10 protein-coding genes and 1 pseudogene are annotated in these 14,739 nt (G+C 65.7%); 10 read left to right on the top strand and 1 reads right to left on the bottom strand.

Going from position 1 to position 14,739, the window contains the following annotated elements; translation table 11 throughout:
* The first annotated feature begins 338 nt into the window (after window positions 1-338).
* The 4 genes and pseudogenes from ACIBKX_RS37425 to ACIBKX_RS37410 all read left to right on the top strand — a co-directional run bounded on the left by ACIBKX_RS37425 (window position 339) and on the right by ACIBKX_RS37410 (window position 5,721).
* On the top strand, window positions 339-1,910 hold the full coding sequence (locus tag ACIBKX_RS37425; RefSeq protein WP_399377092.1) for a hypothetical protein: 1,572 nt from the start codon (window positions 339-341) through the stop codon (window positions 1,908-1,910).
* A 406-nt stretch (window positions 1,911-2,316) separates the two neighbouring features.
* Complete coding sequence (locus ACIBKX_RS37420; RefSeq protein ID WP_363275730.1) at window positions 2,317-2,667, top strand: ubiquitin-like protein; 351 nt, start codon at window positions 2,317-2,319, stop codon at window positions 2,665-2,667.
* A 700-nt stretch (window positions 2,668-3,367) separates the two neighbouring features.
* Window positions 3,368-5,128, top strand: a pseudogene (locus ACIBKX_RS37415) (acetolactate synthase large subunit); the annotation flags it as partial.
* A complete protein-coding gene (locus tag ACIBKX_RS37410; RefSeq protein WP_363275729.1) occupies window positions 5,125-5,721 on the top strand; it encodes a cupin domain-containing protein in 597 nt (198 codons plus the stop codon). The pseudogene ACIBKX_RS37415 and the gene ACIBKX_RS37410, both read left to right, overlap by 4 nt.
* A gap of 91 nt (window positions 5,722-5,812) precedes the next feature.
* Here ACIBKX_RS37410 and ACIBKX_RS37405 read toward each other — a convergent pair whose 3' ends face one another.
* On the bottom strand, window positions 5,813-7,429 hold the full coding sequence (locus ACIBKX_RS37405) for a hypothetical protein (protein ID WP_363275728.1): 1,617 nt from the start codon (window positions 7,427-7,429) through the stop codon (window positions 5,813-5,815).
* A gap of 1,208 nt (window positions 7,430-8,637) precedes the next feature.
* Between ACIBKX_RS37405 and truD the strand changes: the two genes are divergently transcribed.
* Genes truD through ACIBKX_RS37375 form a run of 6 tightly spaced genes read left to right on the top strand, consistent with a single transcriptional unit; the run spans window position 8,638 to window position 14,739 of the window.
* On the top strand, window positions 8,638-9,717 hold the full coding sequence (gene truD, locus ACIBKX_RS37400) for a tRNA pseudouridine(13) synthase TruD (protein WP_363275727.1): 1,080 nt from the start codon (window positions 8,638-8,640) through the stop codon (window positions 9,715-9,717).
* Between the two features lie 2 nt (window positions 9,718-9,719).
* Window positions 9,720-11,057 (top strand): glycosyltransferase, encoded by a 1,338-nt coding sequence (locus tag ACIBKX_RS37395; protein WP_363275726.1) that lies wholly within the window; start codon window positions 9,720-9,722, stop codon window positions 11,055-11,057.
* 14 nt (window positions 11,058-11,071) lie between these two features.
* Complete coding sequence (locus ACIBKX_RS37390) at window positions 11,072-11,821, top strand: class I SAM-dependent methyltransferase (protein WP_363275725.1); 750 nt, start codon at window positions 11,072-11,074, stop codon at window positions 11,819-11,821.
* Window positions 11,791-12,939 carry an aminotransferase class I/II-fold pyridoxal phosphate-dependent enzyme gene (locus ACIBKX_RS37385; RefSeq protein ID WP_363275724.1) on the top strand — a complete coding sequence of 383 codons (1,149 nt, stop codon included), beginning with the start codon at window positions 11,791-11,793 and terminating at the stop codon, window positions 12,937-12,939. The genes ACIBKX_RS37390 and ACIBKX_RS37385 overlap by 31 nt, the downstream gene beginning before the upstream one ends.
* Window positions 12,932-13,687 (top strand): SDR family oxidoreductase, encoded by a 756-nt coding sequence (locus ACIBKX_RS37380; RefSeq protein ID WP_363275723.1) that lies wholly within the window; start codon window positions 12,932-12,934, stop codon window positions 13,685-13,687. The genes ACIBKX_RS37385 and ACIBKX_RS37380 overlap by 8 nt, the downstream gene beginning before the upstream one ends.
* Window positions 13,687-14,739 carry a hypothetical protein gene (locus tag ACIBKX_RS37375; protein WP_363275722.1) on the top strand — a complete coding sequence of 351 codons (1,053 nt, stop codon included), beginning with the start codon at window positions 13,687-13,689 and terminating at the stop codon, window positions 14,737-14,739. The genes ACIBKX_RS37380 and ACIBKX_RS37375 overlap by 1 nt, the downstream gene beginning before the upstream one ends.

Raw genomic sequence — 14,739 nt, 5'->3', positions numbered from 1 at the left:
CGACTGCGTACGACAGGTGCGACAGCTGCCGGGGTCGGTCGCCGTGAGGCGGCGGGGGAGATGTCGATCTGCCCGGTGGTGACGCCTGTCGCTCACCTGGCGTTCGGGTGGCCGGGGCTCGCTCGAGGGTTCTCTGAGCGACAACGCCGCGACGACCTTGCCCCCTCACCCCAAGGCCGCCCAGCCGAGGGGAGAAACCTGTGACGGCGACATACGACTTGGCGGGTCCTGGCGGTCAGGACATCCATGTGTCACGGAAGGGGCACCTTGCGATGCAAGCGTATGACGCAGTCTTCTCCGCACCCGCGCATATTCCGTGGGGCACGGACGTTCAAACGGTGGGGCCGAGCCTGTTCGGGCTGTACAAGGCGGCGAACGGCCAGCACACCTACGACCGGTACGCCTGGGACCCGTCCGCGGGCAAGCCGTGGTGGGGTGATGCTCCCGAAGAGTCGGGCACGCTGACCGACCTCTTCAATGTCGACCCGTTCGCCGTTGAAGGGGGTACGAGTCTGGACGGCACGAAGCCGCTGGACGCCGCGCTCTGTCTGGACGATCCGGCGGCGGTCTATCTGTTCCAGGGCGGTCTCGTCCGCAAGATGTCCGTCAAGGGCGCAACGTTCAAGGTCCGCGACACGGACACCTACGCCGAGCCCATCGCCCAGGTGTTCGGCAGCTCCGACAACAACCCCGCCTTCGCCTTCAACCGGATCCGGGCCGCACTCTATTCACCCAAGGACGGCGGCTCCGGCAAGATCTGGTTCTTCGACCACGACACCACCAACTGCGTCTCCGTCGACGCCGACACCTACGACCAGGACCAGAACCCACCGGTCGCCATCAACACCGCCTGGAAACTCGACGGACTGCCCAGCCAACTCGCCACCGCACTCACCACCGCCGGAACCCCCTTCTGGGCCACCACCCAAATCCTGACGACAGACAGCGAGCAGAACGGCCAGTCCCAGGACAACGGCTCCTTCGGCGCGGGCACCAACGCCTGGTGCCCCTTCACCCTCAGCACCGAAACCCCGACCATGGCCCTCATGACCGACCCCGGCGACCAGACCTTCACCGTTCCCGACAACGTTGAGCAGGTCACCCTCGAACTCTGGGGTCCGGGTGGCGGGGGCGCCGCAGGCGGCGCCGGCAGCAACGGCGGGAACGGCGGCGCCGGCGCCTACCTTCGCGACGTCATCACCGTCACCCCTAGCAGCCAGCTCACCATCGGCATCGGCAAACCAGGTCAGTACACCTCCTACCCGGCCCAGAACCCCACCCTCGTCGCAGGCGGAGGAGGCGGGGGCGGGGGTGGATCAGTCGGCGACATCGGCGGTAACGGAGGAGGCCACAGCGGCGACGGCGGCAACACCAACGGCGGCAAGGCTGGTGACAGCGGGGGCGCCGGAGGTGATGGCGGCACCTTCGGCGGCGGAGGCAAGGGTGGCGATGGGGGCGGCGGAGGTGGCGGCGGCTTCGCCGGCGGCGGTGCCGACAGTCCCGGCGGGGGCGTCGGCGGCAACGGCGGCAACGACGGCGGCAGCGCGGTCGGCGGTGGTGGCGGCGGCGTTGGCACGGCCGGCACCTCCGGTGACGGTGGCGGAGGCGGCGGAGGTGGCGCCGCTTCCGGCGGCGGAAGCGGGACCGGCGGTGGCGGTGGGGGAGGCGGCGCCGGCTACGGCGGCTACGCCATGGGCGGTGGTGGTGGCGGCGCTCTCGGCGGCGGCGGTGGCGGCGCTCAAGGCCAGAGCTATCCGGCTACGGGAGTCTTCTTCAAAGCGTCATCCCCAAGCGACAACCGCCTGCCTTACAGCTCGCTGGACGGCACAGCCGGCGTCGGCGGCATGGGCGGTGCGCATGGAAGTGATGGCAGTCCGGGTGGCAATGGTGCAGCCCGCGTCAGCTGGTAGAGCCCGCACCAGAATCCCTCGTGCCTGGGCCCGATCCACTATGCCTGGCCCGGACACGGTGCCGGTCGAATATGGCGGCCCATCTGAGGGTCTGGCACATTTTCCGTCACGCCCGCAGCAGTGCGAATTGAATGATGTCAGAACAGTGAAGGCTCCCTCGTTTCTTTACGGATCTGGGGACTTGAGCACCGCTAGCGTTGCGATGGTCGGCAGACGCATGGTCTGTCCTGGCCTTTAGGGAGTGCTTATGCCCTCTGTCTTTTGTTTATCAGGTTTTCGAACCCGGCAGGTCGCCGTCGGACTCGCGGCCGCGATCGGTTTCCTATTGCCAGCTGCCGGAGCCACTTCCGCTTTTGCAGTCAACAAGCCATTCAGCCATGGGGGCAGCGCAGGAGGCGCAGCCGGCGTGAAGGCGTCGCAAGCCTGCCCCACGGGCACCGGAATGGGCCTCGGCGGCGCCAGTGGTGAAGCCGCCGGTAGCTCCGGTTGTGGCGCCCTGGCCGGTAGCGGCACGGTCCGTCCGCCGGAGACCTTCGGCATCTTTGTCCACACCCTGACCGGGAAGATCATCACGATCGAGGTCCAGGGGGACGAGACGATCGAAAGCGTCAAGGGCAAGATCCAGGACAAGGAAGGGATTCCGCCGGACCAGCAGCGCCTGATCTTCGCCAACCAGGTGCTGGCGGACTGGCGGACCGTGGATTCCTACCAGATCCAGCCCGGGAGCACCCTCTACCTCGTCCTGGACATGTCCTAGCAGCCGCCCGCGTGTCGTCGTCCCTCGACGCCATGCCAGATCGTCCGCTCCCGGGTACTCGGAGCGGTCGGCCAGGCTGTCGCCATTGAGGAAGGGGCCCTGCCTTCCTCGATGGCGGTGGCCGGCAGATGTGCCGCCCGACCGGCCATCGGCAGTACCGGTCGGTCGGAGCGGCGCATCTACGGATCGATGCCGGTGAAGGCCGCGTGTTCGGGCCATTGACCTCGCAGTGTCCGGCCTCGGCCGCATCCGGCTCGCCAGCCCGTGCACGGAGGTATGTCAAACGCCTGCGGGGCGCCGGTAAGACGGGCACACGTGGCCTCAGGTCGCGGTGCAGCAGGAAGCCCTGGACGGGCCGGACGACATCCACAGTTTGTTCAAAGAATCTTCACGAGTGCACGAACTCACGGCATATGCAACACGTTGCCAGCCTGACCCCCCTATCTGGCATTGGCTCCAGGCATTCCAATGAAGCTCTGTCCCACATCCACCGCTTCACGCCTTTCCTGGAGCCACACCCATGCCTACTTCTCCCCACGACGCCGCATCCGGCTTCCCGTGCGAAGCTCATGGGAACGTCGACCTCCACGTTGTGCAAAACGAACCGGGCGGAAACGGAATCGACTTAGGCCAGGTCGGCATCAGCGGCCCAGTTTTACAGGGGGCTTGTGAGGGTGAGGGGGAACGTGAGCGGGCGTGCACGGGTGCCATGGCTGTTGTCCGTTCCCTTGAACAGCAGGGGGTCGACACGGTGTTCGGCATGCCGGGCGGGGCGATGCTCCCCTTCTACGACGCTCTCATGGACGCGCCGCGCATCCGCCACGTTCTCGTACGGCATGAGCAGGGCGCGGGGCATGCCGCCACGGGGTACGCGCAGGCCACCGGACGAGTCGGGGTGTGCGTGGCGACCTCAGGGCCGGGTGCCACCAATCTGGTGACGCCGATCGCGGACGCCTACATGGACTCCGTACCGCTGGTCGCGGTCACCGGGCAGGTGCCGTCTTGGGCGCTGGGGACAGGGGCCTTTCAGGAGGCGGACATCTGCGGCATCACGATGCCGATCACCAAGCACAACTTCCTGGTCACCAAGGCCGAGGACATCCCACGGACCATTGCCGAGGCCTTCCGCCTCGCCTCCACCGGCCGTCCCGGCCCAGTCCTGGTCGACATCACCAAGGACGCCCTGCAGGCCCGCACCGCCTTGCCCTCGCCGCCCCCGGCCAAGCTGCCCGGCTTCCGGCCGGTGTCCAAGCCGCACACCGGCCAGGTCCGTGCGGCGGCCAAGCTGATAGTCGAGGCCAAGTGCCCGATTCTGTACGTCGGCGGCGGTGTGCTCAAGGCACAGGCGACCCCCGAGCTGAGGACGCTCGCAGAGCTGACCGGCCTGCCCGTCACCACCACGCTGATGGCACTGGGAGCCTTCCCCGACAGCCACCCGCAGCACCTGGGCATGCCCGGCATGCACGGCACGGTCGCCGCGGTGACCGCCCTGCAGAGGTCGGACCTGATCGTTGCCCTCGGAGCCCGCTTCGACGACCGCGTCACCGGCAAGCTGGACTCGTTCGCCCCGTACGCGAAGATCGTGCACGCGGACATCGACCCGGCCGAGATCGGCAAGAACCGGGCGGTCGACATACCGCTCGTGGGCGACGCCCGCGAGGTCATCGCCGATCTGACCGTCGCCCTCCGGGCCGAGCACGCAGCGGGCCGCACCGGCGACTACGCGGCCTGGTGGAAGGACCTCGACCGGTGGCGCGAGACCTATCCGCTCGACTTCCGCTCGCCCGCGGACGGCAGCCTCGCCCCACAGCAGGTCATCCAGCGCATCGGCCAACTCGCCCCCAGGAACACGATCTTCACCTCAGGCGTGGGCCAGCACCAGATGTGGGCCGCCCACTTCATCGACCACGACACCCCACGCACCGGGCTCAACTCCGGCGGCGCGGGCACCATGGGATACGCGGTGCCTGCCGCCATGGGCGCCAAGGCAGCGTGTCCGGACCGCACCGTCTGGGCCATCGACGGCGACGGCTGCTTCCAGATGACCGGAACGGAGCTGGTCACCTGTGTGCTGCACGGCATCCCCATCAAGGTCGCCGTCATCAACAACGGCGCCCTCGGCATGGTCCGCCAGTGGCAGGACCTCTTCTACGACGCGCGCCGTGCCCACTCCACACTGCGCACCGCCCGCACGGCGGCCGGTCACACGGCGCCCGGCACTCGCTGCCCGGATTTCGTGCGCTGGGCCGAGGCCATGGGCTGTGTCGCGCTGCGCTGCGAGGACCCGGCCGACCTCGACGTGGCCATAGCCAAGGCCAACGCCGTCGATGACGTCCCTGTCGTCGTGGACTTCATCGTCCAGGAGGACGCCCAGGTATGGCCGATGGTCCCCGCAGGCGTCTCCAACGACGAGGTCATGGCGGCCCGCGGGATACGGCCCGACTTCGGTGATGAAGAGTGAGCGCCGTCGTGGGCGACCCGCGTCCCGCTGCGGCAGCAGGCCGGCTGGGGACCACTGGTAGCTGCGTCTGTACGCCGGCGGCGGTCCGGCCGAACGAGGAGGCCGCGGCGCAACTGGACGCCTCCGCCGGCTGGATCACGCAGCGGGCCGACGAGCGCGGCCAGCGGGTGTCGGCCGTGTACGAGACGAACGTCGCCATGTCCGCGTCGGTTGAAGCCGCACCGGGCCCGGCACCAGGCCCGCAGGTGGAACTGCTGGCCATGGGAACGACCCGAGAAACACTGTCGGTCACGGTCGACGGCCCCGCTGAGATCGCCTACCGGCGTATCTCCATCCAGCCGGGCGGCTTCACCGGATGGCACTACCATCCCGGTCCCGCCGTCGCGGTCGTCGAATCCGGCGTACTGACCCGCATGTTCCGCGACAGGCCAGACGAAGTATCGGCGGCCGGCGACATCGTCATCGAACCGGCCGGCCCTGACCATGTTCACGCGGGAGCCAACTACGGCAGCACTCCCGTGGTCCTGTACATGGCCTACTTCAGCCCGCGTGGGGAGCAGCACACGATAGCCACCGATCCGCCTGCCGGGTGAGTCAACTCGACGGCTGGGCCTGCCCGTTGGCTGACTCCTTGATGCCGGGACCGGACAAGTGAAGAGTGCTGCCGCGGCAACGCCGTGCGTGTCACCAACTGATGCGCACCGCACCGCTGGTTCCACCGCTACCGAAGCGGTTGTCGGCGGCTCCGGTGCCGCCGGTGCCCGCGCCTCCCGGGCCCGAGCAGCCAGGCTGGGTTCCGTTGCCGGGCAGGAAGACCGTCGACTGTCGCCGTCGACTGGCTCCCTGTGCTCCGCCCCCGCCGCCTCCTCCGCCCCCTCCGCTGCTCGCTCCGGCTGATCCGCCTCCTCCTCCGCCTCCGGCAGAAGTGCCCCAGCCGTTGCCACCGGCACTGGCGCCGTCGCCCGTGCCGCCAGAACCGCCGTATCCGCCGTGACCGTGGTCTCGTCCGCCGCCGCCGCCGCCCTGTCCTCCAGACCCGCCGGCCGGGCCGTCTGCCCCATTCACGCCGCTGCCCCCGGGGCCGTTCCCTCCTTGGCCGCCCGCGGTACCTGTGGCACCGCTGCCTCCCTGTCCGTAGCTGCCGTTGGTTTGCCCCCCGTCGCCACCGCCACCACCATTGCCGTCTCCGCCCCGGCCACCGGGTGCCCCGGAACCGCGGTAGCCGCCATAGCCACCTTTGCCCCCTCCGCCTGCGATGAGCGTGGCCTTGTCGAAATCACGGTCGTTGCGGGTATGGACGCCCGGGGGGCCGACGAAGAACGAGAGTTCTCCGCCGGCGGTCACGTCGAAGGTGTCGCGGAGATAGGCGCCGGCGCCGCCGTTGCCACCTGCCCCGCCATAGCCGTAACCAAGGTCGGCGGCGGCGTCGCCTCCACCTCCCCCTGCGCCCCAGAGTTCGACGGTGACCGCTGTGACGCCGGCGGGGACGTTGAAGATCTGTGGACCGCCGGAGCCGGTGAAAACGGCCATGGTCGGGGTTGCGGTGCTGAGGGTGAAGGGGCACCAGTCAGTGCCTGCGCCGAAATAGCCCTTGTCCTGAGACTGACCGTTCACATGATGCGTCTCGTCTGTCACGAGGATCTGGGTGGTGGCCCAGAAGGGGGTTCCGGCGGTGGTGAGGGCGGTGGCGAGTTGGCTGGGCAGTCCGTCGAGTTTCCATACGGTGTTGATGGCGGCCGGGTTGTTGTTGTTTCCCAGGTCGTAGGTGTCGGCGTCTACGGAGACGCAGTTGGTGCTGTCGTGGTCGAAGAACCAGATCCTGCCGGAGGCACCGCCTTTGGGTGAGTAGAGCGCGGCCCTGATCCGGTCGAAGGCGAAGGCCGGGCTGTTCTCGGAGCTGCCGAAGACCTGGGCGATGGGCTGCGCGTAGGTGTCCGTGTCGCGGACCTTGAACATCGCGCTCTTGACGGACATCTTGCGGACGAGGCCGCCCTGGAACAGGTAGATCTCCGCCGGGTTGTCCAGGCAGAGTGCGGCGTCCAGGGGCTGGCTGCCGTCCAGGCTCGCGCCGCCCTTGGCGGTGAACGGATTGACGTTGAAGAGCTCGGTGAGCGTGCCCGACTGTGCGGGGGTGTCGTCCCACCACGGTTTTCCTTCGGATGGATTCCAGGCGTACCGGTCGTAGGTGTGCTGGCCGTTCGCCGCCTTGTAGAGGCCGAACAGGCTGGCCTCCACCGTCTCGACTCCCTGACCCCACGGAAGATGCGCGGGTGCGGAGAACAGTGCGTCATACGCTCGCATCGCAGGATGTCCCTTCATGACACGTGGATGTCCTGATCGTCAGGACCCGCCTAGTCGTATGTCGCCGCCACGTACTTCTTCCCTCGGAGCCGCGTGAGGGAATTTGCCGTAGTACCGCAGGGGCGGAAGGTGCTCCCGGGCTCCTCCGTGGTATTGAAATTGAGGTCGAGAAGCGAGGGCGAGAGCCGCGAAATAGATACAGTGGCCAAATATAGTAAACCCTTGAGGGGATGAGATGTCAGCCGATCGTTGCAAAGTGGAAATCCTTATGCGTAACGAATTAGGCCTGGATCTAAAATTATTCGGCTGCAATAAATGGATCACGTCAAAGCGGTACGGGCGTCCGAAAAGCTTCTGGGTGTGGTACGGGACGAATGAGTATCACCTTCCTCGAACGATCCCGTCTCCCACTCGGTGGCAGTACGGCTACGGGCAGCAGTCAGAGGAAATGCCGTCGCTCGCTGACTACGACTGGTACATGGGTGGGTGGTTTACCTATCGCGCTGACGGGGTCGGCGCCATCACATGCGCATGGGAGATCCCCAAGGAGGGCGTCAAGAACGGGGATGACCCCTTCTGTTGGACGACCACCGGAAGCATCAGATTGACCAGCAAAATCCTGCACGGAGACGGTGGTTTCAATATGTGCACGGACGTCACAATCGAAAGGACGTCGTGACGCGCCGTAAACGATCGACGACACGGTCGTGTGGCGGGTGGTCCGCAACGAGGCCGGTACGCCGACAGCTGGGCGTGGCCCCGCTCGGTCCGCGTGGCCTGGCAGCGGCTTCGATGCGCCGGAGCGAGCGGTACCTGCCTTGGTACCTCCCTTGAAGCGACCGAGTCCAGACGACCGGCCGAGTGCAAGCGTGCTGTTGGTGACATAGGACTACCGACAACACGGTGCAACCTCAGTGCCCGAACTTCCGTTCATCGGTCGAGCGCCGTTGAGTCATCATCCACCACATCATCGGGATCGAGAAATGTGATGAACTCCAACGGCCTCTTCCGAGCAGCGAGGGATTTCACGTCAGCCCCGCGCGGTGGCCCGAATCGGGCCGGGACGGAACCGCCTCCAACGCATCAGCAGTGTGAGTGCTGGGGGTGGTGGGAGGGGGCAGAGAAGCCCCCTCCCACACGGCGGGCACCGGACGAATTTTGAGATTTTGGATTCGACTTCCCTACGCAATGCGGATTGGAGGTGACGAATGTTTGAAGGGCCTGTTCTCAAGCATGTCCCGGAGGATTTCCTGGTCCGGGAAAGCATGGTCGTCCAGTTGTCCGACGAATCCACGGCCAGTCACCAGTACCTGGTGCTACGCAAGCGTGGGTACACGACGACGGAGGCTGTACGTATCATTGCCGATTGGCTTTCCATCTCTCCTCGGGAGGTTTCCTACGGCGGGTTGAAGGACGAGGACGGAGTCACCGAGCAGCTCGTTTCCGTCCCGGCGGGCACCTTCTCCGCCCCGTCTGGTGCCTTCGCTCCCGGGGCGCAGGAAGCGAATCTCTGGCCGAGCGGTGAAGGTTCGCGCTGGATTCATCTTCAGCAGTACGGGCATGGGTCCGAACCGTTGCGTATTGGACGCCTCGAAGGCAACGGATTCCGCATCATCGTTCGTAACCTCGATGCGGAGAGTGCGAAGTTCCTGGAGAGCATGAGGAAGGTGAATTTCTTCTTTCTCAACTACTATGGCGTGCAGCGTTTCGGCGTACCGGGCGGGCCCAAAAGGACACATCGGGTAGGGGCCGCAATCCTCGACAAGGAATGGGGTAAGGCGCTCCAAGAACTGGCCGAATTAGGTGCCCCAGAAAGTCGGATGGCGCAAGAATGGTGCGGATCGGCTCAGGGCTTCTTTGCTGAAATTGACCCGCGGACAACCTCCTTCTATCTCGCGTCCCTCGCCTCCAGCCAGTGGAATGAGCAACTGAAAGAGTCTGTATCGCGTGCGTGTCCGATGGGCACGATCCCCGTCGAGGTGGAAGGCGTGAGCTATCGGTACGTCTCCTCGACCGACGCCGTCATCAAAATGCTGGGCGCCGGCAGCGAGTTGCCGTACACGCGCTACACGTACGAAGACGGGAGTCCCGTATCCCAGGTCTCAATGAGGCCAAGTGCCGTGCAGACCGTCATTTCGATGGGCACCCACAAGCCAGATGAACGGATCCCCGGCGCCTATCAGATCGGACTCCGCTTCTTCCTTCCCTCAGGTTCCTATGCCACCACTGCCGTGGACCAGTTCCTGACCAGTTACTGCAGCCAGGCTGACCGGACGGAGGACGGATAGGGATGCAGAACAGACACCGCATCGATCCGGCAAGGAGCGTTCGCGGAGGTCGGTCCGATCCGGCATGGGTGGAGTGGGCCGCCATCGCGACAGTCCTGGGTTACACGGCGGTCGGGGTACGCAATATCGTGCGTTCGGCCCGCTGGAAGAAACGAGCGCGCACGTACTTTGCCGAGCGTCAGCCCCGATCGGGAGCGTCGTACTTCTTCCTCGTGGTACCGGCCCTGCGTGAGCAGAACGTCATAGAAGAAACGTTGGCCTATCTGCGTTCGCTGGATTACCCGGACAGCCGGTTCGAAATCATCGTTGCGGTCGACGGCAAGGAAACCGGTGAGCACGTGACTGCTAGTGTCGTCGAGGACTATGCGAAACGGCACCCGGACGGCGCGCCTGTCACCGTCGTCACGCACCGCGGTCCCGGGCAGCGCCGCAGCCTGCAGCTCAACGCCGCCCTGGAGTACATCAGGCGGCAGATCGAGGAACACGGGCCGCGCGGTCGGCTGCTGGTAGGGGTGTACGACGCCGACTCACGACCCGAGGCCGAGACGCTGGCGTTCATCGATGACCAAGCCAGCCGAAACCCTCAGGCACTGGCCTTTCAGCAGACCATCACCTACCTGGAAAATCACCGCGCTCTCGTCGGCCGAAAGATCGTACACGCCAATGCGGTCTACCAGAGCGTGTGGAACTACGCGTTCGAGATACCTCGATTACTGGCCTCACGAATCCGACTGATGTCCGGGCGCCCTGCGCTGTTCCCTCCCTACTGCATGGGGCACGGTGAGTTCTTCGACATCCGGGCCCTGGACGCGGTGGGCGGTTTCCCGCGCGTCGGCCCGTGCGACGGAATTCAGATCGGATTTGCTCTGTCCCGCGAAGGGATAGCCATACATCCTGTTCCTTTTGACGACTCCTGCGAGTCGCCTACTTCTCTCCGGGACATCTTTCGCCAGCACACCTACTGGTATTCGGGGACCGTGCAGTATTTTCGGTGGTATAAGCCACAGCCGCTGCGGGTCGATACCGTATTGCCGGTGATCTGCCACACCGTTCAATCCCTCAGGTGGCTGTGCCGTCCGTTGGTATTCGCTGCGGCGACCGCTGCGGCTCAGCATCGTCGTGGCTGGCGTGGGGCAGTTGCGGTCCCGGGCGCGGTTTTCGGCTACTACTGGCTGGGCGTGACAGCCCTGCGTCGTACCAGCAATCCGGCGACCGGAGCTGCGGCATCGCTCGGCGCGGGATGGATTCCGGCGGCAGTGGCCTTCAAGTCGCTCGGCGCGGCCAATGCGGTGATCAGGATGTTCTGGGGCAAGTCGACGTTCAACAAGGTGGAACGCTAGGAGAGGAAGACAAAATGGACGAAAAATGGCTATCTCACTTTCTCTCGTTCGATGAGATGGAGCCGAATCGGACCGGCCATGCGCTGATAGCGGCCGGCCCGCCCGAGTGGGGTGGGCGTGACGCGTCGGCTCAGGTTTCAGAGAAATACCGACAAGACCTTGGGCTCGGATGGATCTACTACGGACTGATGCGCGCGTTGGCGCCTCAGAACGTACTCTGCATCGGATCAGGGCGCGGGTTCGTTCCTATTCTTCTGGCCAAGGCGCAACGCGACCAGAACGCACCCGCCATCACATTCGTTGATCCTTCATTTGACGATGACTTCTGGAAAGATCCCGAACTGGTCAGCAAGTGGTTCTCCACCTTCGGCGTGGAGGATTACATATGCCACCACCTAATGACCACCGAGGAGTTCGCGGCCAGCCCGGCGGGCATCGCGCTGCCGGAGGTCGACCTCCTCTTCGTCGACGGCGGTCACTTCTACGAGACGGTCAAGACCGATTTCCAGCAGATCTCCCCCAAACTGGCCCCCGGCGCCATGGTGCTCTTCCACGACACCGTCAGCCGCAGCGCCAACCCCAAGTGGTCGGGCCCGCGTCAACTCCTACTTGAAATCGAAGAGGACTTCCCGCAGTGGCAGATGCTCGACTTTCCGTTCGGCGCGGGCCTGACGTTGATGCGTGAGCGTGCACCGGAGTCCATGCCCTCCTACTTCGACAGGTTGGGCGAGCTGTGGCCTCACGTAGATTCGACAGAATTCTGAGGTCCGCTGTGAAATCTACTCATCAGCGGTTACAGGCACGGATCGACTCGGAGATCAGCGCGAACCTCGATCACCTGGTGAAGAGCAAGCAGTGGAACATCTATCGCGGACGCTTCGTCAACGCGGCGGAGGCGTGTGGCGAGAGCATCGTCGGCGCCCCTTGCCTGACCACAAACGCGGGCACCTCCGCCATCGAACTGGCGCTGCGGGCGCATGGCATCGGACCGGGCGACGACGTGGTGATCCCCAGTTCGACGTTTGTGGCGACCGCCCAGGCGATCCTGCTGACCGGTGCCCGGCCGGTGCTCTGCGACGTCGACCAGGACACCTTCAACCTGGAGCCGGAGCACGTGCGGGCAGCGCTGACGCCCAATACCCGGGCGGTCATCTTCGTTCACGCCTTCGGCAATCCGTCAGGCGCCGGCCGAGTGGGAACGTTCTGCGCGGAGCGGGGCCTGACCATGCTGGAAGACGCCGCGCAGGCGCTCGGGGGCCGACTGGGAACCCGGCCGGTGGGTGCTCTCGGCACGAGCGCAGCGTTCAGTTTCAATTCGTCCAAGCCCGTCAGCTGCGGCGACGGCGGTATGTTGGCCACCACCGATCCCGCGGTGTACGACAAGGCGAAGGCTATCCGGCACGCGGGGCTGCGCGCTGAGCCCGACGGCCGCTTCCTGGCAAGTGAGATCGGCGGCAAACTGCTGATGACCGAGCTGCAGGCAGCCGTGGTGGTCCCACAGCTGAACGCGCTCACGGAACTGCTCCAGGCACGCACGGCTGCCGCCTTGGCCCTCCGAGACCGGGTGACCGGCATTTCAGGGCATTCCAGGCTTCAGCAGATCGACGACGATGCTGTCAGCGCATGGCAGCGGGTCGCCGTCACCCTCGACACCCCTGCACGTGCTGAAGAGTGCCTCGTCATGAACCCCTGGCTGGAACGGTTCTATGCCGCACCGCTCGTCGACGAACCCGTGATCGCCCGACACGCTCTCTGCACCGACGGCGTCGCCCACCGCTGCCGGGACCTGTGGGGTCGGCTGGTCGGCATGACCCTGCTGCCGTTCGAGGACTTCACAGAGCTCCTGGCCAAGGCCGCGCCCTTGAGGAGGACCCGTGTCTGAACCAGGGCCCGCCGAAGACCCATTGACGAAGGACGCGAACCATTGGGCCGCCGGCAGCACATTGGTCGTGACCGGCGGCGGCTCGGGCATCGGGGCAGCGCTGTGCCGGTCCTTCGTCCACGCCGGCGGTGGCGTCGTCAACCTTGGCCGCTCACCGGCGCGGACACCGGGCGTCCGCAATGTGATCGTGGACCTGGGTGACCCCCACATGCTCGACTCGGCATTGGACGAGCTGGAACACGATGACCTCTCCGTGCGATACCTGGTGAACAATGTGTCATTCCGGGACATTTGCCAATGGAGCAGCGCGGACCGAGCCCACTGGAAGACGACGTTCGAGGTGAACGTGTTCGCCCCGATGGAGATCTGTCGCCGACTGGGCGGGCGGCTGCCCGAGGGAGGGGCGATAGTCAACGTCACCTCAAGTGCGGCCCGCCATCTCACCGCGGGAACCGCCGCCTACGCGGCGTCGCAGGCCGCACTCGAAGCGGCTGCCACGGTGCTGGCCCGGGAACTGGCCGGGCACGGTGTGCGTGTCAATACAGTCGCGCCAGGACCGACAGACACCCCGGGACTGCGTCGCGCGGTGCACTCCGGTCAGTCCCTGGACGAGGCACAGCTGGCCAAGCGCATCCCGCTGGGACGGCTGGGGCGCCCCGAGGACATCACCTCGGCAATCATGTTCCTGCTGTCTCCGGCGGCCGGCTTCATCACGGGGCAGACACTGCCGGCGAACGGGGGGCTGTGATGACCAAGCTACGTTCCCACCGCATCCGCCAAGAAGCCCACCACCTCCCCCTTGTCCGGGCAGCGACCAGCGCCTTCTCCGAGTCACTCGACGAGTGGCGCAAGCAGGCCCGCACCGACTGGCGTGACCTGAGGGGACCCATAGCTGACACGCTGGTTCCCGCAGAAATCCCGCCCTATCTCCTTGACCGGTACGCCTTCCGCGCTCATATGCAGGCCCAGTTCGGCGTTCGTACCACGGACCGGTTCTCCCGGCCGTTCGCTCCACAGGCGGCGAAGTGGGTGGAGTCGACACGGAAGCTGCTGCGCGGCGCACCGAGCGTCGGTCTGACTCCAGTGCGGCTGGAAGACCCGGTCCCCGATACCCCGCTGCTGCGAGACCTGCTGCGCCGCTGGCGCGAGTATCTGTCCAGCCTCGGCCTCGCCTATTCCCCGGAACTATTCCAGCAGACTACCGCTATGACCTGGCTGGAGCTGTACCAGGAGTCCGTTCTGTACCCCTTCTATCCACCTGCCATCAACGGCCCTTCATTCATGGAACGCATCAGCGGGCCACAGCGCCGCGACATCCTGGAGCGCCACGGCCGGTCCGGCATTATGAGCCTGTATACGTTTCTCCTCAAGGCGCACGAGGACACCCACCGGGCACAAAAGGGCGATCCTTTGGTATGCGAGTACATACTCGCCATGCTGTGGTGCCGTTTTCTCGACGAGAACGACCTGTGGTATTGGGAACGCGACGAGGAGACGCACGTAGCTCTCAACGTCGAGGAGCCCTACCTTCGACGGGTCCACATCGAGGACGCAACGCTGTGCGCCTTGTTCCACGACACTGCGGCGGGAGCCCGGGACACGTTGGGTCCTTATGCCTATGACGAGCTCTGCCTGACCGGTTGGCTGTTCGACGCGGGTGTCATCGGCTACCACGATTACCTGGAGCTGACCACACGCCGTCTGTGCGGTACATCGCTGCGCTTTACGCTCAGCTCGCTTCTCCTTGACCTGGACACGCGGCTCGCCCATCCGACTTTCAACCCGTCTGGGAAAGGCTAA

It is taken from the genome of Streptomyces sp. NPDC050658 (genome assembly GCF_044457025.1).
Classification (GTDB): Bacteria; Actinomycetota; Actinomycetes; order Streptomycetales; family Streptomycetaceae; genus Streptomyces.
Note: the sequence above shows the minus strand (reverse complement) of the source record. Positions and strands in the feature narration are given on the sequence as shown.

Bases quoted from the DNA above. Each gene is read 5' to 3' on its own strand.
- ACIBKX_RS37405 (WP_363275728.1), bottom strand. From the start codon at position 7,429: ATGCGAGCGTATGACGCACTGTTCTCCGCACCCGCGCATCTTCCGTGG.
- ACIBKX_RS37375 (WP_363275722.1), top strand. From the start codon at position 13,687: ATGACCAAGCTACGTTCCCACCGCATCCGCCAAGAAGCCCACCACCTC.
- truD (WP_363275727.1), top strand. From the start codon at position 8,638: ATGTTTGAAGGGCCTGTTCTCAAGCATGTCCCGGAGGATTTCCTGGTC.
- ACIBKX_RS37395 (WP_363275726.1), top strand. From the start codon at position 9,720: ATGCAGAACAGACACCGCATCGATCCGGCAAGGAGCGTTCGCGGAGGT.
- ACIBKX_RS37390 (WP_363275725.1), top strand. From the start codon at position 11,072: ATGGACGAAAAATGGCTATCTCACTTTCTCTCGTTCGATGAGATGGAG.